The sequence below is a fragment of the Arthrobacter sp. Y3221159 genome (assembly GCF_059089885.1).
The window spans coordinates 90,440-114,842 of sequence record NZ_JBNHFC010000006.1 but is presented as its reverse complement, the minus strand read 5'-3'; the positions used below and the strand labels follow the sequence as shown (position 1 = coordinate 114,842).

22 protein-coding genes and 1 pseudogene are annotated in these 24,403 nt (G+C 66.7%); 8 read left to right on the top strand and 15 right to left on the bottom strand.

Features of this window, described 5'->3' with window-relative positions:
- Window positions 1-63: 63 nt before the first annotated feature.
- On the top strand, window positions 64-1,152 hold the full coding sequence (locus tag AC5RT3_RS08185; RefSeq protein ID WP_494051930.1) for an ATP-dependent DNA ligase: 1,089 nt from the start codon (window positions 64-66) through the stop codon (window positions 1,150-1,152).
- On the opposite strand, the gene AC5RT3_RS08180 is transcribed toward AC5RT3_RS08185, so the two are convergent.
- From AC5RT3_RS08180 to AC5RT3_RS08165, 4 genes are read right to left on the bottom strand one after another with little or no spacing between them, the layout of a single operon-like run.
- On the bottom strand, window positions 1,149-2,768 hold the full coding sequence (locus tag AC5RT3_RS08180) for an ATP-binding cassette domain-containing protein (RefSeq protein WP_494051929.1): 1,620 nt from the start codon (window positions 2,766-2,768) through the stop codon (window positions 1,149-1,151). The two genes, AC5RT3_RS08185 and AC5RT3_RS08180, sit on opposite strands and share 4 nt — an antisense overlap.
- Window positions 2,765-3,595, bottom strand: coding sequence for an ABC transporter permease (locus AC5RT3_RS08175; RefSeq protein ID WP_494011487.1), 831 nt, complete (start codon window positions 3,593-3,595; stop codon window positions 2,765-2,767). The genes AC5RT3_RS08180 and AC5RT3_RS08175 overlap by 4 nt, the downstream gene beginning before the upstream one ends.
- The gene (locus AC5RT3_RS08170) at window positions 3,588-4,529 is read right to left on the bottom strand and encodes an ABC transporter permease (RefSeq protein ID WP_494051928.1); all 942 of its coding nucleotides are present in this window, start codon (window positions 4,527-4,529) and stop codon (window positions 3,588-3,590) included. The genes AC5RT3_RS08175 and AC5RT3_RS08170 overlap by 8 nt, the downstream gene beginning before the upstream one ends.
- 17 nt (window positions 4,530-4,546) lie before the next feature.
- Complete coding sequence (locus AC5RT3_RS08165; RefSeq protein ID WP_494051927.1) at window positions 4,547-6,103, bottom strand: ABC transporter substrate-binding protein; 1,557 nt, start codon at window positions 6,101-6,103, stop codon at window positions 4,547-4,549.
- Between the two features lie 323 nt (window positions 6,104-6,426).
- Between AC5RT3_RS08165 and AC5RT3_RS08160 the strand changes: the two genes are divergently transcribed.
- From AC5RT3_RS08160 to AC5RT3_RS08145, 4 genes are all read left to right on the top strand, one after another.
- A complete protein-coding gene (locus AC5RT3_RS08160) occupies window positions 6,427-7,596 on the top strand; it encodes a Re/Si-specific NAD(P)(+) transhydrogenase subunit alpha (protein ID WP_494051926.1) in 1,170 nt (389 codons plus the stop codon).
- Window positions 7,596-7,913 (top strand): NAD(P) transhydrogenase subunit alpha part 2, encoded by a 318-nt coding sequence (locus AC5RT3_RS08155; protein WP_494051925.1) that lies wholly within the window; start codon window positions 7,596-7,598, stop codon window positions 7,911-7,913. The genes AC5RT3_RS08160 and AC5RT3_RS08155 overlap by 1 nt, the downstream gene beginning before the upstream one ends.
- The gene (locus AC5RT3_RS08150; RefSeq protein WP_494051924.1) at window positions 7,910-9,283 is read left to right on the top strand and encodes an NAD(P)(+) transhydrogenase (Re/Si-specific) subunit beta; all 1,374 of its coding nucleotides are present in this window, start codon (window positions 7,910-7,912) and stop codon (window positions 9,281-9,283) included. The genes AC5RT3_RS08155 and AC5RT3_RS08150 overlap by 4 nt, the downstream gene beginning before the upstream one ends.
- Window positions 9,284-9,375: 92 nt before the next feature.
- Complete coding sequence (locus AC5RT3_RS08145) at window positions 9,376-10,296, top strand: diacylglycerol/lipid kinase family protein (RefSeq protein ID WP_494051923.1); 921 nt, start codon at window positions 9,376-9,378, stop codon at window positions 10,294-10,296.
- Between the two features lie 6 nt (window positions 10,297-10,302).
- On the opposite strand, the gene AC5RT3_RS08140 is transcribed toward AC5RT3_RS08145, so the two are convergent.
- The 6 genes from AC5RT3_RS08140 to AC5RT3_RS08115 form a co-directional block, all read right to left on the bottom strand.
- Window positions 10,303-11,028, bottom strand: a complete 726-nt coding sequence (locus AC5RT3_RS08140) for a maleate cis-trans isomerase family protein (protein ID WP_494051922.1) — start codon at window positions 11,026-11,028, stop codon at window positions 10,303-10,305.
- An 11-nt stretch (window positions 11,029-11,039) separates the two neighbouring features.
- A complete protein-coding gene (locus AC5RT3_RS08135; protein ID WP_494123948.1) occupies window positions 11,040-12,467 on the bottom strand; it encodes an amidohydrolase family protein in 1,428 nt (475 codons plus the stop codon).
- A gap of 30 nt (window positions 12,468-12,497) precedes the next feature.
- Complete coding sequence (locus AC5RT3_RS08130; RefSeq protein ID WP_494051920.1) at window positions 12,498-13,286, bottom strand: aspartate/glutamate racemase family protein; 789 nt, start codon at window positions 13,284-13,286, stop codon at window positions 12,498-12,500.
- On the bottom strand, window positions 13,286-13,966 hold the full coding sequence (locus AC5RT3_RS08125) for a GntR family transcriptional regulator (protein WP_494011497.1): 681 nt from the start codon (window positions 13,964-13,966) through the stop codon (window positions 13,286-13,288). The genes AC5RT3_RS08130 and AC5RT3_RS08125 overlap by 1 nt, the downstream gene beginning before the upstream one ends.
- Before the next feature lie 78 nt (window positions 13,967-14,044).
- Window positions 14,045-15,409 (bottom strand): MFS transporter, encoded by a 1,365-nt coding sequence (locus tag AC5RT3_RS08120; protein ID WP_494051919.1) that lies wholly within the window; start codon window positions 15,407-15,409, stop codon window positions 14,045-14,047.
- Window positions 15,410-15,670: 261 nt separating this feature from the next.
- Window positions 15,671-16,513 carry an ACT domain-containing protein gene (locus AC5RT3_RS08115; RefSeq protein ID WP_494051918.1) on the bottom strand — a complete coding sequence of 281 codons (843 nt, stop codon included), beginning with the start codon at window positions 16,511-16,513 and terminating at the stop codon, window positions 15,671-15,673.
- Window positions 16,514-16,683: 170 nt separating this feature from the next.
- Here AC5RT3_RS08115 and AC5RT3_RS08110 point away from each other — a divergent pair, with 170 nt between their 5' ends.
- On the top strand, window positions 16,684-17,748 hold the full coding sequence (locus tag AC5RT3_RS08110) for an FUSC family protein (protein WP_494051917.1): 1,065 nt from the start codon (window positions 16,684-16,686) through the stop codon (window positions 17,746-17,748).
- Between the two features lie 74 nt (window positions 17,749-17,822).
- Here AC5RT3_RS08110 and AC5RT3_RS08105 read toward each other — a convergent pair whose 3' ends face one another.
- Entirely contained in the window at window positions 17,823-18,359 is a 537-nt protein-coding gene (locus AC5RT3_RS08105; RefSeq protein ID WP_494051916.1) for a TetR/AcrR family transcriptional regulator, read from the bottom strand.
- Window positions 18,360-18,414: 55 nt separating this feature from the next.
- Here AC5RT3_RS08105 and AC5RT3_RS08100 point away from each other — a divergent pair.
- Both AC5RT3_RS08100 and AC5RT3_RS08095 read left to right on the top strand, forming a co-directional pair.
- Window positions 18,415-18,480: pseudogene (locus tag AC5RT3_RS08100) on the top strand (hypothetical protein); the annotation flags it as partial.
- Window positions 18,481-18,874: 394 nt separating this feature from the next.
- The gene (locus tag AC5RT3_RS08095; RefSeq protein ID WP_494051915.1) at window positions 18,875-19,468 is read left to right on the top strand and encodes an FAD-dependent monooxygenase; all 594 of its coding nucleotides are present in this window, start codon (window positions 18,875-18,877) and stop codon (window positions 19,466-19,468) included.
- On the opposite strand, the gene AC5RT3_RS08090 is transcribed toward AC5RT3_RS08095, so the two are convergent.
- The 4 genes from AC5RT3_RS08090 to AC5RT3_RS08075 all read right to left on the bottom strand — a co-directional run bounded on the left by AC5RT3_RS08090 (window position 19,469) and on the right by AC5RT3_RS08075 (window position 24,364).
- Window positions 19,469-21,289, bottom strand: coding sequence for an ABC transporter permease (locus tag AC5RT3_RS08090; protein WP_494011503.1), 1,821 nt, complete (start codon window positions 21,287-21,289; stop codon window positions 19,469-19,471).
- Window positions 21,286-22,353, bottom strand: coding sequence for an ABC transporter ATP-binding protein (locus tag AC5RT3_RS08085; RefSeq protein WP_494011504.1), 1,068 nt, complete (start codon window positions 22,351-22,353; stop codon window positions 21,286-21,288). The genes AC5RT3_RS08090 and AC5RT3_RS08085 overlap by 4 nt, the downstream gene beginning before the upstream one ends.
- A gap of 61 nt (window positions 22,354-22,414) precedes the next feature.
- On the bottom strand, window positions 22,415-23,488 hold the full coding sequence (locus AC5RT3_RS08080; RefSeq protein WP_494051914.1) for an extracellular solute-binding protein: 1,074 nt from the start codon (window positions 23,486-23,488) through the stop codon (window positions 22,415-22,417).
- A 372-nt stretch (window positions 23,489-23,860) separates the two neighbouring features.
- Window positions 23,861-24,364, bottom strand: coding sequence for a GNAT family N-acetyltransferase (locus AC5RT3_RS08075; RefSeq protein ID WP_494011506.1), 504 nt, complete (start codon window positions 24,362-24,364; stop codon window positions 23,861-23,863).
- Window positions 24,365-24,403 lie beyond the last annotated feature (39 nt).

The following is a 24,403-nucleotide window of genomic DNA, read 5'->3' as shown; positions in this document are numbered from 1 at the left end:
CCGGCGCGCCGGCGGGCCGGGCAGGGGTTCCGCGCCGGGCGCCTGCCGGGCAAGAATGGGCACATGGAACTTCCCGTGATGCCGCCTGTCCCGCCCATGCTCGCCAAATCCGTCAGCGGCATCGACGGTATTCCGGGAACAGGGAGCCTCAGCTACGAACCCAAGTGGGACGGCTTCCGGTCCATCATCTTCCGCGACGGGGACGAGCTGGAAATCGGCAGCCGCAACGAAAAACCCATGACCCGCTACTTTCCCGAGCTGGTGGCGGCGCTGAAGGAGAACCTGCCGCCGCGGTGCGTGGTGGACGGGGAAATCATCGTGGTGGGCGCCTCGGGCGACCGGCTGGACTTCGATACCCTGCAGCAGCGCATCCACCCCGCCGCCAGCCGGGTGAAGCTGCTGGCGGAACAGACCCCGGCATCCTTCGTGGCCTTCGACCTCCTGGCCCTGGGCGACGACGACTACACCGGCAGGCCCTTTTCCGAACGCCGCGCCGCGCTGGAGAAGGCACTGGCGGCCAGCAAGGCGCCGGTCCACCTCACGGCCGCCACCACGGACAAAGGAACCGCTGGAAAGTGGTTCGAGCAGTTCGAGGGCGCGGGCCTGGACGGCGTGGTGGCCAAGAGGCTGGATGGCCGGTACGAGCCGGACAAGCGCGTGATGTTCAAGATCAAGCACGAGCGCACGGCCGACTGCGTGGTGGCCGGCTACCGGCTGCACAAGAGCGGGCCGGACAGCATCGGCTCGTTGTTGCTTGGCTTGTACAAGGACGACGGCGGCTTGGCGAGCGTTGGAGTGATCGGCGCCTTTCCGATGAAGCGCCGCAAAGAGCTGTTCCAGGAATTGCAGCCCCTCGTGACCGATTTCGACAACCACCCCTGGGCGTGGGCGAAGCAGGAGGAAGGTGAACGGACGCCGCGGAACGCCGAGGGCAGCCGCTGGAGCGCCGGCAAGGACCTGTCCTTCGTGCCGCTGCGGCCCGAACTGGTGGTGGAGGTCCGGTACGACCACATGGAGGGGGACAGGTTCCGGCACACCGCCCAGTTCAACCGCTGGCGCCCGGACCGGGACCCCGAGTCCTGCACCTACGCCCAGCTCGAGGAGCCGGTCAACTTTGACCTTGCCTCCGTCCTGGAGACCGGCCGGCCTTAGGTGTTTCCCCGGACGGCCGGGTTCCTGGCGTCCAGCATGCTCCACAGGCCGTCTGCGCGGCAGGGGATGGACGCGTTCACCAGTGCCCGGCTGTGCGGGTGCCGCGGGGCGGCGAAAAAGTCGCGCGTTTCGGCCACCTCCACAACCCTGCCCTCGAGCAGGACCGCAACCCTGTCGCACATGTACCGCACCACGTCCATGTCGTGGGAGATCACGATCAGGGACAGGTCATGCTCGCGCTGCAGCCGCAGCAGCAGGTTCAGGGTGGTCCGCTGCGTGAGCGCGTCCAGTGCCGAGGTGGCTTCGTCGCAGATCAGGACCCGGGGTTCCAGCAGGAGGGCGCGGGCGATGGTTGCCCGCTGCAGCTGGCCGCCGGAGCATTGGCCGGGGCGCTTGTCCAGCAGGCCGGCATCCAGCTCCACCTCCTTGAAGGCGGCCGCGATCCGCTCGTCCCGCTGTGCCGGCGACAGGTCCCGCCGGGGCAGCAGCGGCGCCTGCAGGCTGGCCCGCAGGGTCATGCGGGGGTCGAATGCGCCGTGCGGCTCCTGGAACACCAGCTGCACCGCCGTGGGCCGCCGGGCTGCGCCGCCGTCGAACCGCCGGCTGATTGTCCCGGCACTGGCCTCGTCAAGCCCGACGATCGCCTTGGCCAGGGTGCTCTTGCCGGACCCGGACTGGCCGAGCACGCCCAGGATCTCCCCGCGGCGGAGGGAGAGTGAGACATCTTCCAGCACGGTACTGCCGCGCCTGCGCCCAAAGCGCTTGCCCACCTTGTCCAGGACCAGCACGTCGCCTTCCCCGGGGGACGGACGACGCCGGGATGCGGGTGCCAGCTGCGCCGCCGCCAGCAGGTCCCGGGCATAGTCCGTTGCGGGGCGGGTGAGCAGCTCACCTGCGGGTCCGCCCTCCACGATGCTGCCGGAGTTCATGACCAGGACACGGTCCACGTACGCGGCGACGGAGGCCAGGTTGTGCGTGATGTACAGGATGCCGAGCCCGCGCTCCCGGCGTTCGCGGTCCAGCAGCTGCAGCACCTGGCGTTCCAGCATCTTGTCCAGGGCGGACGTGGGCTCGTCCGCCAGGAGCATGTCCGGCTGCCCGGCCAGCGCCAGGGCGGTCATGGCGCGCTGGGCCATGCCTCCGGAGAGCTGGTGCGGGAAAGCCCGGAGGCCTTTGCCGGGGTCGGCGAAACCCACTTCCTCCAGCAGCTCCAGTGCCTTGGCCCGGGCTTTGTGCCCCCGCAGCCCGGCGTGCAGGCGCAGCGGCTCCTTTAAGTGGTTGCCGATGGTCCGGTTGGGGTTGAACATCCGCTTGGGCTGCTGGAACAGCATGCCCAGCCGCCCGCCGCGGACCGCATTGAGTTCGGGTTCGCCGGCGCGGGTCAGGTCCTGGTCCCCCAGCCGGATGGACCCGCCGGTGATTTCCAGTTGCGGGGGCAGCAGCCGCAGGCAGGACATGGCGGTGAGCGTCTTTCCCGATCCGGAACTGCCCACCAGCGCCACGAACTCGCCAGGCTCGACGGCGAGGGAGACGTCGGACAGCAAACGGCGGCCGGATCCGCCGTCGTCCGTTTTTTGCCGGACCTCCAGGCGGTCCAGCACCAGCCGGGCGCTCACGTGTCTGCCGCCGCAGGGAGCAGCAGGGGCCCGGCGGCCATGTGGGCGGCGCGCTGGCCCAGCAGCGTGACGCAGAGGGCAACCGTGAAGATGACCAGGCCCGGGGCCAGGATGCCCAGCGGTGCGCGGTCGGCGAACGGCTGCGCCGCGGCCAGCATGGAGCCCCAGTCCGACTGCGGCGGCTGGACGCCCAGGCCCAGGTAGGAGAGGGCGCCCACGCTGATGAGCAGGTGGCCGAACCGCAGGGTGGCCTGGCCCAGGATCGGTGCGGCAAGGTGCGGCAGGACATGCCGGAAGATTATGAAGCGCGGACTGCAGCCCAGCACCCGGGCGGCGTCCACGAATCCGCGGGCGGAGACGTCGTACGCCAGGGTCCGGGCCAGCCGGGCGAAGGGCGTCCAGCCGGTGACGGTGAGCGCCAGCAGCAGGGGGCCGAATCCGGTGCCGAGGGCTGCCACGATGAACAGCGCCACCACCATCTCCGGCAGCGCGAGCAGGACATCGTTGGTGCGGGTGAGGAACTCATCCACCCAGCCGCGGCGCCGGGCGCTAAGGATGCCGATGCCCGCGCCCAGGATGCAGGTCAGCACTGTTGCCAGTGCGGCGACGGACATGGAGAACCGGCCACCCTCCAGGATCCGGCTCAGCGTGTCCCGGCCCAGGTTGTCGGTGCCGAGCCAGTGCGCTGCCGACGGCGGTGCCAGGCGCAGTGCCAGGTTCTGCTCCGCGGGCGGGTAGGGCGAGATCCACGGGGCCAGCAGCACCGCCAGGACGATCAGGGCCAGGACCGACGCTGCCACGGTTGTTACGGTGATCCGGCTACGCAAGGGAACCTCCCACCGTGGGGTTGAGGAAACGGTGGACGAAATCGGCAAAGGTGGTTACCGCCACGGCAAGCGCCACGACCACCACCACGCCGCCCTGTGCGAGGGGGATGTCGCTGTTGACCACGGAATCAAAGAGCAGCCGGCCCATGCCGGGCACCGCGAAGATCACCTCCACGATCACGGAGCCACCCAGCAGCCCGGCAAACCAGACGGCGAACAGGGTGGACAGGGGTACCAGCCCGTTGGGAATGACATGCCGGACGATGGACTGGGCATGGCTCAGGCCGCGCGCCCGGGCAGCCGGGACGTGGTCCGCTGCTGCTGCGTCGATGATGCCGGCGCGGACCGCGGAGGCGAAGAAGCTGATGGGCCGCAGTGCCAGGGTCAAGGCAGGAAGGACCGCCGAGGACAGGTCGTTCCACCCGGCCGTGGGCAGCACCGAGAGCTTGAGGGCGAAGACCAGGACCAGCACCGGCGCCACCCAGTACTCCGGCATTGCGATGAACGCCTGGGTCACAGCAGTGATGGCCTTGTCCGGCAGGCTGCCCGGACGCAGTCCGGAGATGATGCCGAGCGGAAGGGCGACGGCGGCGGCGAGCCCCAGCGACATGGCCACGAGGCTGAGCGTGACGGCAAGCGCGGGCAGGACCTGCTCGGCGACGGGGGTGCGGCTGACGTAGGACAGCCCCATGTCGCCGCTGAAGAAGTTGCCCAGCCACCGGAAGTACTGGGCGGCCAGGGGATCGTTCAGTCCCAGGCTCTGGGCGAGGGCCTGGACGGAGGAGTCTTCGATGGCATCCCCGGTGACCCTGGACCGGATGATTTTCCGGACCGGGTCGCCGGGGGTGACGTAGGGGATGAGGAACACCGCGAAAGAGGACACAGCGACGGCGGCCACCAGGGTGGCGGTCCGTTTGGCGATGAACTGCAGCATGCGGTGGTCCTGAGGGGCTAGGAGGCGGCCTTGGCCGTCTTTGCCGTCAGGACGTACCGGGAGAGGGGATCCTGCACGTAGTTCAGGACATCCGTGCGGATCGCGTCGGTGGCCTGTTCGTTGACCAGCCAGGCGTTGACCGCCTTGTCCCGGAGGATCTGACCGGCTTCCGCGTACAGCTTGTACCGTTCGTTGGTGTCCACTGTCTTGGCCGCCTCGGCGATGATCCTGTCGTACTCGGCATCGCAGAAGTGGCTCAGGTTGTACGTGCCCTTGCAGGTGTAGTCGGCCGTCAGGAAGCCGATGGGGTCGGCGATGTCGATCAGCCGGTTGCGCTGGCTGAGCAGCATGTCGTAGTTGCCCGCCAGCACGTCAGGTTCCGCGGACGCGTATTCCTTTGCCTGGATGGACAGCGGGATGCCGATGGCCTTCAGGTTCTCCTGGATGACCGCGGCGACGTCCGCGAACTCGGCGCGCTCCACGATGGCGATGATCTCCAGCGGGCGGTCAGGGGTGTAGCCGGCTTTTTCCAGCTGGGCGCGGGCCGCCTCCAGGTCCTGCTTGTACTCCTCCTGCGCGTCGCCGGCCCAGGGCTCCGACGGTGCGAAAGGTCCCGTGGCTGGCAGGGCCGCGCCTTCGTAGACGCTGGCAGCCAGGGCCTCCAGGTCCAGGGAATCGCGGATTGCCTTGCGCACGTCGACGTTGTCCAGCGGGGCGCGGCCGTTGTTCATGTAAAGCGTGGCTGTACGTGGTGAGTCGGCGCCCAACACGGTGACGCCGGCAGCGCCCTTCAGGGTGGCCAGGCTGGCGACGGGGATGGAGAGGGAGATGTCCGCTTCGCCGGTCTGGACCTGGGCGGCGCGGGTGGCGCCGTTGGTGATAAAGCGGATCTCCGCCCCTGCCAGCTGGACGTCGCCGCCCCAGTAGTTTTCATTGCGGTCAAGCGTCAGCGACTGCTTGGTTTTTTCCGAGACCGGGGTGAAGGGGCCGGTGCAGTGGCCGAACGGGTCCACCTCGGTGTCCTTGTAGGCTGCCGGGGCCAGGATGCCGGTGTTGACGCTCGCCAGGCGGTACGGGACCAAAGGGTTCTCGGCCGGGGTGCTCACACGGACGGTGCTCGCGTCCACGGCGCTGACATTGCTGATCATGGTGCGGTTGAAGGCGCGGGCGGGGACCTTGGCATCCAGGACGTGGTTCAGTGCGGCCACCACGGATTCGGCAGTGAGCCTGGTTCCGTCCTGGAACGACACGTCCTGGCGGATGGTGAAGTCCCAGTCCAGCGGGGAGGATTGCTTCCATTCGGTGGCCAGGAACGGCACAACCTTGCCCTCGGCCTGGTCATACTTGGTCAGCGTCTCCAGGCAGCCGGAGAGGGAGAGGATGTAGGCGGCATCTGATTCGAGGGCCCAGTTGGCCACCGGGGCCCGGAAGTTGTCCACCACGATACGCTGGCTGGTGTCCGCGGCGGCGGTGCTTTGGACGGACTGCGTCTGGGTGCCGCTGAAGCCGCAGCCGGCCAGGGTGAGGGTGGTGAGGGCTGCCACGAGGACGCGGGGCCGAAGGAACGAGCGCACGAAAATACCGCCTTGCAGTGCTGCCGGGGAAGCAGGAACAAAAGATGGGAACGACTTAGGGTAGCCTTCCCTTCCTGAAAAGTGTGAATTTGATGTCGTTCCCGCCCGCCAGATGACTAGGCCGCCCGGCAGCCCTTGGAGGTCACCATACCTGCCCAAAAATTCTGGTTAGGGCGGGCGGGCGTGGGCCAAACGTAACTGTTTGCCATTCAAGCCGCCGTCCTACTCCCGCAGCAGCAGTGCGCGCTCTAGACTCAAGCCAACTGTGCGCAGCAGAGCGGCTGCCACACGACTGCCGGTCGCGGCAGGAGGGAGCTTGGCGGGTGAAACTGGGCATACCGCGGGAACACCGCGAGGGCGAGCGGCGCGTGGCCGCGACGCCGGAATCGGTCAAGCAACTGGCAGGCATGGGCCTTGAAGTGCTCATAGAGTCCGGCGCCGGTGAAGCCGCCGGACATGCGGATGACGAGTACCGCCAGGCCGGAGCCGCCGTCGTGCCCCTGCTGGAAGCGAAGGAACTCGATGTCCTGGCCCACGTCCGGCCCCTTGACCCGCATACGGCCCTTTCCCTGAAGCCGGGGGCCGTCACCGTTGGCCTCGCTTCGCCGTCGTCCGAACTGGACACCGTGCAGGCGCTCGCGGACGGGCGCATCACCTCCTTCGCGCTGGAACTGGTCCCCCGGATCTCCCGGGCGCAGTCAATGGACGCCCTCAGTTCCCAGGCCCTGGTGGCCGGCTACCGCTGCGTCCTGGAAGCGGCCATCCGGCTGCCGCACTTTTTTCCCCTCTACATGACGGCTGCCGGGACGGTGCCCCCCGCCAGGGTCCTGGTGCTCGGCGCCGGCGTGGCAGGGCTGCAGGCCATCGGCACCGCGAAGCGGCTGGGCGCCCGTGTCTTCGCGAACGATATCCGCCCCGCGTCCGCCGACGAGGTCGCATCCATGGGCGGCACCTTCATCCGGCTGGACCTCGAGACGGCGGAAGAGGCCGGCGGCTACGCCCGCCAGCTCAGCAGCGACGCCGGAACCCGGCAGCGGCAGCTGCTGGCACCACACGTCGCCCAGTCGGACGTCCTCATTACGACGGCGGCCGTCCCCGGCAGGCCCGCCCCGCTCCTGGTGACCCGGGAAATGGTGCAGGGCATGCGGCCCGGCTCTGTCGTCGTCGACCTCGCTGCCGAATCGGGCGGCAACGTGGAGGGCGTGGTCGCCGGTGCGGATATCGCGGTCCCCACAGCCGACGGCGCAGGACACGTGAGCCTGGTGGGGCTCAAGGATCCGGCCTCCGCAATGGCCTCGGATGCGTCCCGGCTTTATGCCAAGAACGTGGCAAACCTGCTGGCGCTCATGGTGCGGGACGGCACCGTTGCCCCGGACTTCGGCGACGAGGTGCTGGCGGGCGCATGCCTGACGCACGACGGCGGGGTGCGGCACCAGCCCACCGCCGAACTGTTGGCGCAGAGGATCCACGCACGGCAGGAAGGGGCACTCTGATGGACGGAATGAGCCTGCTGACCATCACGGTCCTGGCCGTGTTCGTTGGGTTCGAGGTGGTCTCCAAAGTTTCCAGCACCCTGCACACACCCCTGATGTCCGGCGCCAACGCCATCCACGGCATCATCCTGGTGGGCGCCATCATCGTCGCCGGCCAGGCCGGCGACCCATGGGTCTTGGCCATCGCGCTGCTGGCCGTCGTCATGGCCACCGCCAACCTGGTGGGCGGGTTCGTGGTCACGGACCGGATGCTGCACATGTTCCACGCGAAGAAAGAGGTCACCCGGCCGGCGGCGAAAAAGGCAGGCAGCAAATGATCCTCCTCGATCCCGTCTGGACGGCGCTGCTGTACCTCGTGGCTGCCGTGTTCTTCATCCTGGCGCTGCGCGGCCTCAGCTCCCCGCGGACCGCCCGCCGCGGCAACCTCATCGGGGCATTTGGTGCCCTGATCGGCGTGCTCACTGTGTTCCTGTCCGTGCGGCTGGACAACATCCCCTGGATCCTCGGCTCCATCGCGGTGGGCACCGTGGTGGCAGCCCCGGTGGCCCGGGGTGTGAAAATGACGCAAATGCCCCAGCTGGTAGCCATCTTCAACGGCGTGGGCGGCGGTGCCGCTGCCCTTGTGGCCCTCCTCGAACTGGCCCACACGGACGATCCCTGGGTACGCCTTGCCATCGTGTTCACGCTCCTGGTGGGTGCCGTCTCGTTCGCCGGGTCCGGCGTCACGTTTGCGAAGCTCCAGGAACTGATGACCACCCGTCCCGTGGTGTTTCCCGGGCTCCCGGTGGTGATGGCGGCGGTGCTGCTCGCCGCTGTGGCGTCCGCCGTCGCCGTCGTCCTCACCGGTTCCCCCGTACTTGCAGTGCTCCTCCTTGTGCTGGGGCTGGCCGCCGGCGTCCTGCTGGTGCTGCCTGTGGGAGGGGCGGACGTTCCCATCGTGATCTCGCTGCTGAACGCGTTCACTGGCCTGGCCGTCGCCGCGTCCGGCGTAGTGCTCGGCAACGTCCTCCTGGTGGTGGCCGGCACCCTGGTGGGCGCCTCCGGTACCATCCTCACGCGCGCCATGGCCGCAGCGATGGGGCGCAGCGTGGCCGGCATCCTGTTCGGCGCCTTCCGGGGAGGGTCGACGGCGGGTTCCACCGCCGTGAGCGAACGTCCCGTCCGGTCCTCCAGTCCGGAGGACGTGGCGGTGCTGCTCGGATACGCGCAGCGGGTGATCATTGTCCCCGGCTACGGCCTGGCGGTGGCGCAGGGGCAGCATACGGCGGCAGAGCTGGCTGACGCCTTGGAAGCGCGCGGCATCGACGTCGATTTCGCCATCCATCCGGTGGCGGGCCGGATGCCCGGGCATATGAACGTGCTCCTGGCAGAGGCTAACGTGCCGTATGAGTCGCTCAAGGAAATGGGGGAGATCAACCCCGAGTTCAAGACGGCGGACGTGGCGCTGGTGGTGGGCGCCAACGACGTAGTGAACCCGGCAGCCAAGACCTCCTCCGGTTCACCGATCTACGGCATGCCCATCCTGGAGGTGGCCGAGGCGCGGCAGGTAGTGTTCCTCAAGCGCTCCATGCGGCCGGGTTTCGCGGGCATCGAAAACGAGCTGCTGTACCAGCCGCAGACGTCCCTGCTTTTCGGCGATGCGAAGGAATCTTTGGCGCAGGTGCTGGGAGCAGTGAAGGCGCTGTAGCCTGCGGACGTTGCCACACCGGCTCCGAACCCGGCCCCGGCAGGCTACTCTTCTTTCAGAAGTAGCCTTTCCAATTGCCACCGAAGGACGCCATGACTGCCACCCGCCCGCTCACCCCCCAGCGCGCAGCCATCATTATCAATCCGGCCAAAACGGTGGACATCGACGTCAAGGAACTTGCCGCCCGGCACGCCGCCGAAAACGGCTGGGGCGAGACGATGTGGTTCGAGACCACCAAGGAGGACCCCGGCGTGGGCCAGGCGAGGGAGGCCCTCGCCCAGGGCGCTGACATCGTGATTGCGGGCGGCGGTGACGGCACCGTACGGTGCGTGGCCGAAGTCCTCTCCGGCGGGGAGGTGCCGATGGGCCTGCTGCCGCTGGGCACGGGCAATCTGCTGGCACGCAACCTGGGCATGGACATCACGGACTTTGACGGTGCCATGGCCGGCGCCCTCGCAGGAACCGAGCGGAAGATCGACGTCGTCCGCGCCCGCCGGAGCGACCCTGACATGGAACAGCTGTTCCTGGTGATGGCGGGCGTTGGCTACGACGCCACCATCATGGCGGACACGGACGAGGAGCTGAAGCACAAGGTGGGCTGGCTGGCCTACGTGGACGCCGGCATCCGCAACCTGCCCGGCAAGCCGGTCAGGGCTACCGTCGTGATCGACGGCAAGCGGGCCGTGCACCGCGGGGTCCGCAGCGTCATGGTGGGTAACTGCGGCAAGGTCCAGGGCGGCCTGGAGATCTTCCCGGAGGCGAAGATGGATGACGGGCTGCTGGATGTGGCCGTCCTGGCCCCCCACCATGGGCGGCTGGGCTGGCTCTCGGTACTCGCCGGAATGATCGTCAAGGGCCGGAACAAGGATACTTCCGTGGAGTATTTCCAGGGCAAATCCGTGGAAATCATCCTGGAGCACAAGGACGATTACCAGCTCGACGGCGACCATGAGGGCCAGGGCAAGCACGTCCTGATGACCCTGGATCCGGGGGCCCTGACGCTTCGCATGTAGATGTTGCTACCCCAGCAACCTGCCCCACCGCGGCTCCAGCAGCGGTGCGTTTGCGAGCTTCAGGGCATGCCACAGCGTCACCGCCACCGAATCCAGCACGGCAACGCCGGTGCTTTCCTCGATTTCCGCCGTGATGCTGGCGCCGTAGAGGTTCGTGCACAGGTAGATGAGCGCGTCAGGGGCAGCAGCTGCCAGTTCCCGCGAACCGGGCCGCATTTCATCGTCGGTGACCCGGGCAAACGACTCGTTGTCGCTTAGGCCCAGGGCACGGTGGTCAACTGTCTTGATCCCTTCCCGTTCGTAGGAAGCGATGATTTGGCGGTTGACGTCCTCCGTGTACGGGGTAAACAGCGCCATCCGTTCTGTGCCGAAAGTGCGAAAGGCCTCGAGGTAGGCCAGGGTGGATGTGGTGGCGGGGATGCCGGTGGCGTCGGTAATTTCTGCCACGAGTTCACGGTCGTGTGCAGAACCGAGCCAGGAGCCGGAGGTGCCGTTCCAGGCAATAACGTCCACGTCCGCCGTCGCAAGAAGCCTGGCCGCCTCGCGCATGACAGTCGCATCGAACTGCCGGTCGGAAGAATCGTCCAAGGCGATCCTGGTGACCGGAATACGGGTGAAATGGACCGTGACGTCGGTGCGGTTACCGAGGATCCGGTAGGTCTGCGGCTCCAGGCAGGTGTTGGAGGAAGGCACGATCATGCCGATCCTGCGGGGCCGTGTTGTCGCTGGCATATTGGGTGCTCCTAGATAGCGGCGGTGTGGGTAACGCCGGCGGGGTAGGTGGACTGGTGCTGGCGGAAGCCATTGCGGGCAAGGAAGCGGCCGGCGGCGCCGGGGTCGTGGAATCCCTCCCCGTCCAGCACCACCCGGCCGCGGGAAACAACGACGGCGGGCCAGCCGGCCAGCACATCCCCGTGGAAAGGCGAAAAGTCGGTTCCCATGTGCAGGTTTGCGCCGTCAACGGTGCGTTCCTCGGCGGGGTCGAAGATGACGAGGTCGGCGTCGAACCCTTCGGCGATGCGGCCTTTTCCGGGCACGGCGTTAATCCGCGCCGGGCCAGCGGAGAAGGCCTCCACGAAGGCCTCCACGCTGGCGCCCTCGGCTGTCATTGCCGTGAAGGTGACGGGCATCCTGGTCTCCACGCCGGGCAGGCCATGCGGCATGGCACGGACGTCGTCAGTCCGTTCGCGCTTCTGGGAGAGGTCGTAGCAGGAGTGGTCCGAGGACATGGTGTGGATGGCACCGTTGGCCAGCCGTTCCCTGAGTGCGGCCACTGTCCGGGCGCTGCGCATGGGAGGGCAGCAAGCGAACCACTCCGGAAAGGCTGAGCCGTAGACCGAATCGTCCAGGGTGACGTAATGGGGGCAGGTCTCTGAGAAGGCCTCCAATCCACGGGCGCGCGCATTGGAAACCAGGTCTACCGCCCCGGGGGTGGACTGGTGCACGAAGTACACGGGAGCACCGATGTATTCGGCCATGGCCAGGGTCTCCTTGACGGAGGTTTCTTCGGCCAGCTCGGGCCGGGTCCGGTGCAGGTGCCCGATGCCGATCCGGCCATCCTGCGCGTGCTGTTCCGTGCAGTCAGCGATGATGGGGTCGTGCTCGGCATGGATGTAGGTAAGGCCGTCCAGCCGGACCATCTCACGCATGACCTTGAGGATGGTGTCCCCGTCGGCCATGGTGGTGCCGCGGTTGGTGGTATACATCTTCACCGACCGCACCCCTTCGGCGGCGAGCTGCTCCAGCTGCCACGGCACCGTTTCGTCCCAGTTGATCACGGCACCGTGAAGGGCGACGTCGCACCGGGATTCGATGGCCAGCTCCTTCTTGTTCAGGACGGCGGCGAGCGGTGTCTCCTGGGCGTCCCGTGGAATTCCGAAGTCGATGATGGTAGTGGTGCCGCCCCACAGGGCTGCGGTGGATGTAGTGCGGTAGTCGTCCAGGGTGCGGAAGCGGCCTGTCACCTGGGCAACATGGCAGTGGCCGTCCACGCCGCCGGGTATCACCAGCCTGCCGGCGGCGTCGATGGTACGTGCGGCGGCAGGCGCCGGCCCAGCGGCGTCGGCGAGTTCGGTGACCAGGCCGTCCCGGACCACGATATGGGCGGCCCTGCGCCCATCGCTGTTGACCACGGTGGCGTTGGCAATGACAAGGTCTGGCTGGCGGGACATCGGTGTCCTCCTTCGGGGAAAGCTGCTGGTTCAGGCGGTGGGCAGCGCGGGGACTGCGCTGTCCTGGGCTGCGGTGAGGGCTGCGTCGAGGTCGGGGCTGAGGCCGGCGCGGAACTTGGCGGGCGGCGGAGCGAAGGCGCCTGCACGGTGCGGGCCGGACTGGAGTCCCGCCACCGCTTCCGCCATCCGGATTCCGGCGGAGATCCCGTCCACCACGGGAACAGGGATTTGTCCCTTCAGTTCGCGGGCGAGCCCGGCGAGCGGGGCTCCTGCCAGGATGACGACGTCGGCGCCGTCCTCCGCCACGGCCTGGCGGCTCAGTGCCAGCAGGGTTTCCTTGAAGTCCTGCTGGACGGAGCTGATGCCCTTAAGGGATTCGTTGATCGAACGGATGGAGGCCAGGCGTCCGGCAAGGCCGAACCGGTCCACGCAGTCCTGGTACCAGGGCCTGATCCGGTCCGAGATGGCGATGATGGAAAAGCGGTGGCCTTGCAGTGCAGCGGCGCAGAGCGCAGCTTCGGTAATGCCGATGACGGGCACGCCGGCCAGTTCCTTCAGCGCCGGCATCCCGGGGTCGCCGAAGGCCGCAACCACCACTGCATCCACGGTTTCAGCGCCGGGGAGGGTATGCGTGGCAATGATTTCAGCCACGGCGCCGGCGGCCACAAGGGATTCAAAGCGGGTCTCGATGTACTCCATGCCGTAGCCGGCCGTGCGGACCACCAGCTCGGTCCCGGGCGCGGCGGAGCGCAGTGCCTCGGATTCGATCAGGGCTGTGACATCGTCGCTGATGTTGGGGTTGATGACCAGGAGTCGCATTATCTCTTCCGGTGAAGTTGGGGTTCGGTTTTTTGGAAGTCCTCCGGGAATTGCTCCCGGTACTTGCCGATGTGGGACGCAGACTGTGCCGCGGCACGGTCGGGATCGCCGCTGGCAATCGCGGCATACAGTTCGCGGTGTTCTCTGATCAGCTCCGGCAGGTCGCTCACATGGCGGAACAGCCAGTGCATCCGGCCCTGCAGGGGCTCCAGTGCCGACTTAAGGAAGTTGTTGTCGGCGATGCCTGTGATGGCATCGTGGAATTCGCTGTTGGCACGGTGCGCTTCCATCACGGCGCCCTTAGCCAGGAAATCGTCTGCGCTGTCCAGCAGCCCCTTCAGGTACGCAAGGTCTTCTGCGGTGGCCCGCACAGCGGCGAGCCGGCAGGCCAGGACTTCCAGGGACTGGCGGACATCGAAGAGGTCCTCCACATCCTTGGGGCTCAGGGTGCTGACTTCTGCTCCCCGGGCGCCCCGGTCGCTGATCAGCCCCTCCTGGCGGAGCATGCGGAGTGCTTCGCGGACCGGAAGCCTGGAGACGGAGAATTCAGCCGCGAGGTCGCGTTCCACCAGCCGCGTGCCGGGAGGGTAGTGTCCTTCGAAAATCCGGGTGCGGAGCGTGTCCCGGACGGCCTCGCGCAGCGGGCGTTCTTTGTCCTGGGTTTCTTCTGCGGTCAGCATGGTGCTCCAATCGGATTCTTGGTGGACACGGCTCCCGGCAGCGGGAACGCGGATCAGGTGTTGCCTTGGATGGCTAGCTTAGACAGGAAGCCGCTTGTTGTAGTTCAGCGTCAGCACGGAGGCGCCCATGACAATCGCCGAGCCCACGAAGTAGAGCAGCGCCCAGGTGTAGGAGCCCGTTGCACCCACAATCAGTCCCACGGCGATGGGAGTGACGAAGCCGGAGATATTGCCGCTGAAGTTCATCGCCCCGCCCAGGACACCCGCATTCGTGCGGCCGCCCAAGATGGAGGGGATGCTCCAGAACAGGCCCACCCAGCGCAGGAAGAACATGACAAGCGAGAGCAGTGCGACGGCGGTGGTGGGGTCCGCGACCAGCGTGACGCCAACCAGGCCGCCGATGACCACGGCACTGGAGATGCCCAGCAGGGTGCGCATGACGCGGTTGGCCGACGCGCCGGAGGCCCGCCACTTGTCGGCGATGGTGCCGCCGATGATCTCGCCCACGAAACCTGCTCCGAAGATCACGAAGGTGGACCAGCCGATGGTCTTCAAATCGAAGCCCTTTGCCTGTGCCAGGTAGAGGGGTCCCCAGGTCAGCAGGCCGTAGAACACGCCGTTGAACCCCAGCCATCCCAAGCACATGGCCCAGAAGGAACGGAATTTGAGGTAGGGGAGCAATGCGCGCTTGCCCTGGCTGCCATCCAGTTTTGCCTCGGCATCCTCTTCGGCGTGGGAGGCCTCGATGTAGGCAGCCTCGGCCTCGTTGACCCCACGGTGCTCCCGGGGATTGTCGCGGACGTACCACCAGACGGCCACGCCCATGAGTACCGTGGCGGCGCCGGCGATGACGAACGCCCAGCGCCAGCTGCCGGTGGCCGCGATGAGCCCGGCGATGATGATGCCGCCGAGCCCGGCACCCAGGGGAGCGCCGGCGTCGAGGATGGTGGCACCGCGGCCGCGTTCGGATTTGTGCATCCAGATGGCGTTGAGTTTTCCGCCGGCGGGCATCACGCCCGCCTCGGTGACGCCGATGCCCATCCGGGCGATGAACATGCTGAGGAAACCACCTGCCATGCCGGATGCGGCAGTGGCCGCACCCCAGCCGACGCATGAGGCGGTCATGACCTTGCGGGGTCCGAACTTGTCGATCAGCCAGCCAACCGGAATCTGCATCAGGGCGTAGGTCCAGAAGAAGGCGGAGAGCAGGAGGCCCACCAGTTCAGGAGCGAGATTGAACTCCTTTTGGATGATGGGGAGGGCAACCGAGATGGAGCCCCGGTCAATGTAGTTGACGGCAACGAGGACCAGCAGCAGGAGGAAGAGCTTCCAGCGGACGGAGGTGCGCCGTTGCACGCCGTCCTTGCGGGTCTCGCCCGGGGTCTGGTCTGGGGAAGTATCGCCGGCGGACGCCGCCGTTGTCTCGGTGTTTGGAATGGACACAGCTTCTCCTTCACGGGGAAGTATACGGATGGGGAAAGTGCGGGATGGGCGGGCCGGCTCTGAGATGGCGGGTTCCGCGGAATCAGGGGCAACGCGTCGGCCAGCGATCCGGAGCGCCGGCTGTTCAGTTTTGGGATCCCGCTTTGGGATCCCAAAAACAACGGTAGGAGTGACCCGCACCACTGTCAAGGACTTTCCCGAAATCCCCGCCGGAAACTGCTGCAAACGGATTGTGACCGCCGCGGAGCCGGGCTGGCAGTGCTATTCCGGTGGCGCGGGCGACCGGTATGCCAGGATTTCGGCGAGTTCTGCGAGCCGGTGGGCCCGGGCGGACTCTGCCGGTGTGAACGGTTCGCCGGGCCGGGCGAAGGTGATGGGGCCGTGCCATGCGGTGGGGATCTTGAGCCGGGTGCCGGCGTCGTTCGCGGCGGGGGCCGCAGCCTCTTCGGCCGGGGTGAGGATCCGGGCCCGCAGCAGTTCCGCCACGGCAAGCGGCAGTTCATCGGGTGCATCGGCGATCCGCGCGGCAAGGCTCAGCGCGCGGGTCTGTCCGTCAGCCATCGCCAGGCTGGTTGTCGGCCACACCTGCGGGGCGGAGCCGCCGGCGTCCCGTAATGCGTCCAGAAGCTCGCGCTCGCCGATGCCGCCGGGTGCCGCAAGGACAAACTCGTCCAGGACGCCGCCGGGCACCGGATGCACGTGGATGCTCAGGATGTTGGTACCTGTCCGGGCCAGCGCCCTGGTGACACGCTGCAGCGAGCCGGGCTCATCGCGCAGGACGGTGCGCGCCCGCCACAGCGCGGGTGCGGTGCCCAGCTTCCTGCGCAGCCGCAGGGCGGGAGCGTGCAGCCAGCCGCGCAGGATCCTGCTGGCCGAGGGTTCCGCCACCCAGATGACCAGGACAGTGGCGGTGACCGCCAAGGCCAGTACTTTTGCCAGGTATGGAAGCTCGGTGCCCACCACCAGGGCATGCACCAGGAGTTCGATCGGGAGCATCACGGCCACGTTCGCCAGGGTCAGCCGCGCCTTAGTCGGCTGGGGCATCAGGCCGCAGACTTCACAGCTCAGTTCGGCCGCGGGGGAGTTCCGTGCACTGGGCTTCATGGCATAAGCATCACGGGCCGCTGTTTCAGTCGCATTGCCTCCTCGTTCCATTCAAGGGAACGCGCCGGATGGTTTCCGGTGTGTGCCCCTTAGGATTTAGCAGGAACGTCAGCGCGGCCGCCCGTAAGAAACCTCCTCCCGGAAACTGCAGGAAAGGCGCCACTGTCCACGTGAAGATGCTCGCGGAAATGTTCAGCATTGCCCCTGGCAACAAGGACCACCACCCTGCCCTGAGGTGCGCTGTGGGAGTCTTCGTTCCACTGCTCACCCTGGTGCTCCTGGGACGGCTGGACCTGGCGATCTTCGCTTCCTTCGGCGCCTTCACCGGGATCTACGGCCGCGGCGAACCCCATGGCGTCCGCTTCGGGCTGCAACTGCGGGCCGGCCTGCTCATGCTGCTGGTCATCCTCCTCGCCTCGCTGGCCGCGAGGATGCAGGCGGCGTGGGGGCTGGACACCGCAACCACCACCTGGCTCCTGGTGCTCGCCACCACCGTCGTGGCCGGCGCCTGCTCGATGGCCATCTCCTGGTTCCGGCTGCGGCCTGCCGGCTCCCTGTTCCACATCTTCGCCTTCGCCGCCATCGCATCCATCCCCAACCAGCCCCCGCTCTGGCAGGGGATGCTGGTGTCGGTCCTCACCACGGCGCTGTGCCTGCTGATCGGGATCTCCGCGAGGATTCTGCCCTGCCACCGCACCCCCTGGACCCGCCCCCGGCCCATCCGCCGGACCACCGACGAAAAGCGAGCGGCCTGGCTGGAGGGCCTCGGCTACCTGGTGGCTGCCGGACTCGCCGGAGCGCTCGCCACCTGGGCCGGGGAGCGGCTGGGATTCGGCCACAATTACTGGGCCATGGTGGCAGCTGTGGTTCCCCTGGTGGGGCACACCACCCGCCACCGTATCCGCCGCGGCATCCAAAGGATCATCGGCACCATGCTGGGCCTGGTGATCCTTGCCGGCGTCGTGCTCCTGGAGCTGCAGCCGTGGCAGACGGTGCTGGTCATGGCACTCTGCCAGTTCGGTGCGGAGATGTTCATCATCCGCCAGTATCTGCTGGCCCAGGTCTTCGTGACACCGCTTGCCCTGATCTCCACGCTTCTGGTGGTCCCGTCCTCGCCGGCCATCCTGCTCCGCGACCGCATCATTGAAACGGTGATTGGAGCCGCCGTCGGCATTGCCGTGGTGCTGGCCCCGGTTGCCTGGCGCCGGTTCCGGGAACGGACGACGGCGGGCTGACCGCTGCCCGGTACGCTGGGTGCCGGACCATTGGCGTACTTCGCGGAGGCCTACACGGGGTGGCCGGGCGCACGCTAGCCGATCAAGCGCCCTATGGCGGCCGCAACGGCGGCCGCGTCCGGCTCGTCGTCGCGCCGTACGGTCAGCAGGTGGAGCAGGAGGCCGTCGCCATAGTCCGCCACATCCCGTGCCCGGGACGGTGCGTCCGGGACGCCCATCGCCACCAGCATCTGTTCCAATCCGCCCACCAGAAGCCGATGCCCGGCCATCACGGCCTCGGGGTGGTCCAGGGAAAGGGCCATTCGGGCGCGGGTCAGCCCGGTGTGCTGCCTGGCCAGGCCCAGTACCATCGCGGCGAGTTGTCCGGCCAGTTCGGCGATGTTCGACGGCGGGCCGGCCGGGCCGACGTTCCGCAGGAGTTCGGCATCCAGTTGCAGCAGGCGGTTGAGGACTGCATCAACCAGGGCTGCGCGGTTGCGGTAGTAGTTTGACGTTGTCCCTTCCGTCAGTCCTGCTGCGGCATCCACTGCCCGGTGGGTGAGGCCCTTCATCCCCTTGTCCGCTACCACGGTCAGTGCGGCATCGAGCAGTTGGGTGCGGCGGTCCGGCATGAAGCCAGTCTAGTGACCCGCTCCGGTTCTACTACAAAAGTAGTAGGATTTGCGCATGGAAACGATCTCGATCGTCGGAGGTGGCATCGCCGGGCTGGCGCTCGCGGCCTGCCTGGATCAAACCCGGTTTCGGGTCACTGTCTATGAGAAGCGGCCGGAACTGCCCGCCGTCGGGACTGTGCTGGCGATGTGGCCGAACGCCCAGCGTGCCCTGGCCCGCATTGGCATCCTAGCGGAGGCGCGGGCGGCCAGCCCGGTGATCGGCAGCGGTTCCGTCCGTAACGCTGCTGGACAGCCCTGGGTCACGGTGGACGGCCGCGGGATGTTCGGCATCTCCAGGACCCATCTGCTCCGGTTGCTTGATTCGGCCATGCCGGCAAGCGTCCGCCGCAACACTGCGCACGTCCGGCATCTTCCGGCGGAGGGCGGCCTGGTGGTGGGTGCCGACGGTGTTCACAGTGTTGTCCGCCGCGACGTGTGGGGCGGGGCCAGCAATGCCCGGCTTATGCCCTACCTTGCCGTACGCGGCACGGTCCCTTCCCGTCAATCCCGGGGACGTTGGGGAGTACTGGGGGCGCGGCGACCTGTTCGGAATCGCGGCCGCGCCGGGCGGCACCAACTGGTACGCCAGCTGGTGCTCCGGGCTCGGCCCGACCGGGATCGACGTGGCAGAGGCACTGGAGCAGGCACGGCAGCGTTTCGCCGGGCATGCGCCGGCGATCCGCCAGGTGCTGGCTTCTGCCGTTCCGGACTCCTCCCTTGCCCAGAGGATCTGGACCACTCCGCCGCTTCGCAGCTTCGTCCGCGGCCGCGTTGTCCTCATTGGGGACGCGGCGCACGCAATGACCCCCAACCTGGGCCGCGGTGCCTGTGAGTCGCTCGTGGACGCGGTGACACTGGCAGACCTGCTCAACAGCCTTCCGCCAAGTCAGGCACTCGCCTTGTACAACAGGCAGCGACGGCTGCGCACCCGTGCCCTCAGCATGGGGTCGATGGCATTGATGCGGCTTGCCCTGGCAGACGCTGCCCAGCCCTTCCGGGACCACCTGCTGAACCTGGCCCGATGGCGGAACGGAAGGGCCGCCGTCGGAAGCGGCACAGCGGCCTGATCAGGGCACGGGCGCGGCTGGAAGCTTGCTGTCCTCCCCTGAGGCGGACGCGGCGGCCGGTGGCGGCTCTGCCCCGGGGGAGGCTGGAGCAACTGCAGGCAGGCGCTTCTTTCCCGCTCCTCGGCGGCCGGACCGCCCGTACACCAGGTACATGGTGATGCCGGTAATCACCATCAGGAGCACCGTGTAAACGAAGGTGTTGGCGATCCCTTCCACGCCTTCGGCGCCGTCGGTGTTGGCCTTGATGACTAGGCCCAGCGGCTGGACGAGCGGGTGTGCCAGGAAGATGGCGGTGTCGTAGTCGTCCAGCAGGCTGTTGAAGTTCAGTGCGGTGATGGCGGCGGCCGCGGGAAGCACCAGCGGCAGGAGGATCCTCCGGAACACATAGAGCGTTTTTGCCCCCATGATCGCCGCGGCTTCCTCCAGCGAGGAGTTCACCGACGCGAAGGACGCCTTGAGCATGCGCAGCGTGAAGGGGATCTTCACGGTGACGAACGCGATCAGCAGGATCACCGTGGTTCCGGTGAGAACGGCACCGCCCACCAGCGGATTCGGGTGGTCGTAGCTGATGATCAGGCCCAGGGCCAGCAGTGCCGAAGGAAGGATCCAAGGGATGTGGAGCAGGTATTCGAAAACTGAAGACACCCAGTTCCTGTACCTCTGAAGCAGCCGGGCCACGAACAGCAGGCCGCCGACGGCGATCAGGGCAGCCAGGGCACTGTACACAACACTGACAATGAAGGGCCGCAGCCCGGACTGCTCGGTCAGGACCCGGACGTAGTTGTCCAGGGTCAGGCTCCCCAGGGAGAGCTGACCGGTCTGGATGGCCGCTCCGTCGGCGAACGAGTACAGCACAATGAGCACCACCGGAAGGGTGTACACCGCAAACAGCAGATATGCCACCACATGGACGGCGGCGTTCGCCAGCGGGTTGGTGATCTGCTGCTTCTGCAGCGCCGAGGACACCTTGGACACCGAAAAGTACGTGCCGCCCTTCTCCATGCGGGTCATGACGGTAAGCATTAACACGGTAGCCAGGCCCAGGATCACAGCCAGCAGTGCGGCAAGGTCACGGGAAGTGGGGCTGTTGGTGAACGTCAGGATCATCGGGGTGATGGTCTGGAAGTCCCGGCCGCCCAGCACCTGCGGGGCGCTCAGGGCACCAAGGCCGGTGAGGAAGGACAGGATGGTCACCGCGAACAGCGTGGGCTTGAGCATGGGAAGCACGATGCGCCGCAGGATGGTCCAGGTGGATGCACCAAGGTTCCGCGCTGCCTCGATGGTCTGATAGTCGACGCCCTTCAGCGCGTTGGCCACGAACAGCATGTGGTTGGTGGTGGTGGCAAAGGTCATGACCACCAGGACGGCAAAGAAACCGGAAAACCACGCAGGATCCATGCCCGGGAACACTTTCACCAGCAGCGAGGTGACGATTCCCTTGTCGCCGTAGATGAACTTGTACCCGGCCGCCAGCACGATGCCGCCGTAGATGAACGTGGAGGCGTAGCCCAGGAACAGGATCCGCGAACCCCGGATCCGGAAATAGTGGGTTACCAGAACTATGAAGATGCCCACCACATTGACGGTGATGGAGAGTGCCACCGCCAGCAGGAAGCTGTTGCCCAGCGCCTTCATGGCCCGCTCCGATGAAAACAGCTTTTCCGCCGCCCGTCCGGAAAAGCTGCCGTCGGGAAAGAAGGTGGCCATCAGCACGTTCACATTGGGCCAGACCAGGAAAGCGGCTATGAACCACGTGAGCACCACGCCCACCACCAGCACGAACGGGGAGCGGGCCATGCCACGGACGGACGTGCTGCTCATGGCAGGGCTACCGCAGCATCCTGCTGCCGCAGGGCAATCCCCGTTTCCGGGTGGTACTGGAGGACGTGGGCCGGCTGGAGGTAGATGGTGGTTTCGGTCCCGGCCTCGGGGTGCGCTCCGCCGTCCTCCCTCACCAGCAGGCGGATCTCCGTGCCGTAGCTTCGCACCACGTACCGGCTGTGCAGGCCGTGATAGGTGCGGGATACCACCTTGCCGGAAATCCCGACGCCGGCGCCCCCGTTGGCAGGAGCGTCCAGGGACGCCTTTTCCACCCGGAGGTAGGACTTGGCGTCCGTGCTGAGCCCGGCCCCTGAGAGCCGGTTCAGCTCTGCGACAAATTCCGGTGTAAGGGCCGAGCTGTCACCAATGAAGTTGCATACGAACTCCGTGGCGGCATGGTCGTAGATCTCCTGTGGCGTCCCGACCTGTTCCACCACGCCCTTGTTGAACACTGCCACCCGGTCGCTCATCGCCAGGGCCTCATCCTGGTCGTGCGTGACATAGACGGTGGTGATTCCGAACTCGCTCTGAAGGTCCTTGAGCTGCTGCCGGAGCTGGTGGCGGAGCTTGGCGTCCAGGTTGGACAGCGGCTCGTCCAGCAGCAGGATCTTGGGCCGCAGCACCAGTGCCCGCGCCACGGCCACGCGCTGCTGCTGCCCGCCGGACAGCTCCGCCACGTTCTTGGCCAACTGCTCGTCGCTCAGCTCCACCCGGCGGGCAATGTCCCGCACCAGGCGGTCGCTGTCGGCCGGCTTCTCCTTTCGGACCCGCAGGCCGAAGGCAATGTTCTCCCACACGCTCATGCTGGGGAAGAGGGCGTAGTTCTGGAACACCATGCCCACCTGGCGTTTGTCGCTGGGAAGCCGGGTGACATCCTTGCCGTCCACCCTGACCGTTCCCTTGGCCGGCTGGATGAAGCCGGCCAGGGTGCGCAGCGCCGTCGTCTTCCCGCATCCGGAGGGCCCCAGCAAGGTGAAGAATTCACCCGGCTGGACGTGCAGGTCCAGGTTGGGAATGGCGGTGAAATCGCCAAAGGTAACTTCGATGTTGTCCAAGCGGATCATGGCAAACCTGTCTGGTGGAGCGGCCCAAGCGGAACGGAACGGAAAGCTGCCGATAACCGGACTACGTCATGTACTCCAGTTCAATCTTTTCCACCCAGGCGCCCATGTTTTCCTGCACGAACTCCCAGTCGATGTCCTGCTGCTTGAGGTCAGCGAAGAAGTCCACCACCTCGGGGTTGGCCTGGGCCGCGGCACCTTCGTTGACCGGCATGGAATTGAACTGTTTGGCGAACTGGCCCTGAACGTCCGCGCTGCCGAACCAGTCAATGAACTTCTGGGCCTGGTCCTTCTTGTCCGTGCCCTTGACGAGGGCAATCTGTTCGACCGCGAGCGGGACACCCACGGAGGGGATCACCGTCTCAACGTTCACATTGAAGGATTTTTCGCGGTCCGCGATGATCGAGGACGGCATCTGCCCCATGTCCACCTCGCCGGAGGCAATGCGGGCAAAGAGGTCGGTCTTCGCCACCGCGGGACTGCCGTTCTGGAAGTACTGTTCCACCTGCTTCCAGCCCTCATTCGAGATGCCCAGGTCTCCGGAATCGTCCCGGTAGCGGCTGAGGATGCCGGCGAATACGAGCTGCGCGGTGGCGGTGCCCAGGCCTGTCACGCGCTCGTAGCGCTCCTTGAACTCGTCCTTGGTCCACAGGTCCGTCCAGTCCTGCGGGGCAGCATCCTTGGAGATCTTGTCGGAGTTGTACCCCAGCAGGATGGCCTGCTTGACCAGCGGCCAGTACGTCTCGCCGTCGGCCAGTTCCTCGTCCACCTCGCCTGCCCAGGAGGGCTCATAGGGTTCCAGCACGTCCTCGGCCTTGATCTGCGAGAAGTACATGTTGTTCAGCCCGAACGCGACGTCAGCGATGGGATTGTTCTTTTCTGCAATGAGCTTGTTGGTGGCGTCTGCACCACCGGCGCCAACGATCTCGATCTTGAACCCGGCCTCGGCGGCTTTGGTTGTCACCCATTCGCCGCGGCCTTCGCCGTTGGAGTTCGTGTACACCACCAAGGTTTCGCCGGAACCGTCGGCAGGGGAGGAAGCTTCGCCGGAAACGCCCGGGGAAGGGGCACCCCCGCCGCATCCGGCAAGGAGGGTGACGGCGACGGCGGCGGCAACCAAAGTCTGCAATTTACGCACGATCAGGACTCATTTCTGCTGGAACCGGAGCATGTCCGCACAGCCTATAGCCGGGCATGCGGAATAAGGGGCTGTTATTGCTATCGATTCGATAAACAGCCCGGCTGTCCAATGTGGTCCAGTCGAGAGAACTGATGGAAGCGGCGGGGTGAACGCCGGATGAAACGTCACTCCTGGCTGACGGTCTCCGTCAGGTGGTGCGTGGGAATGCGGACCCGGTCGTAGGTGAACTCCGTGTGGCCGGAGATGTACTTGCGGCGGCACGGCCGTTGCCCCGTTGGAGAATGGCGTAGATCTCCGCTTCCTCGTCGATCCACTTCAGCAGGCTGCCGCCAAACAACGTCCCGTTCGCATTCAGGTCCGCGGCCGCTCTTACGCCATGGCGGTATGGGCGGCGCTGCGCGCGTGGATGCTTTTGGCGTAGCAGTAGGAATGCTCCAGACCAACATAAGGGCCGAAATTCGGTACCGGCTCGAACCCGGAATTCTGGTAGAAGTTCCGGCCGTCCGGCTGCGCGGAGCCGGCTTCCGCCTTGATTCGCGTGATTCCCTGCTTGAAGGCCTCCGCCTCCAGTGCCGCAAGGATGGAGCTGGCCACGCCCGAGCCGCGCGTGTAGGGGACCACATACAGCCGTTTGATCTCTGCGGTGGTCGGGTCCAGGAGTCGCAGGCCCCCGCACCCCACGGGTTGGCCCGAGCCTTTGTCATAGGCGACGATGAAGACGGCGCAGTCAGCGCTCGACGGCGGTGTGCCTGGTTCGTGGTCCGTGGTGCCGAAGCGGGCGTCAAGTTCCGCCTGCTGCGCCCGGCGCAGGTCTGCCCCGACGGGATTCGACCAGGAAACCTGGCGGATGTTCAGCCTTGGATTGGTCTGCATACGTGCCTCGTTTCGCCGGAGGGTTATGCACTAAAAAAC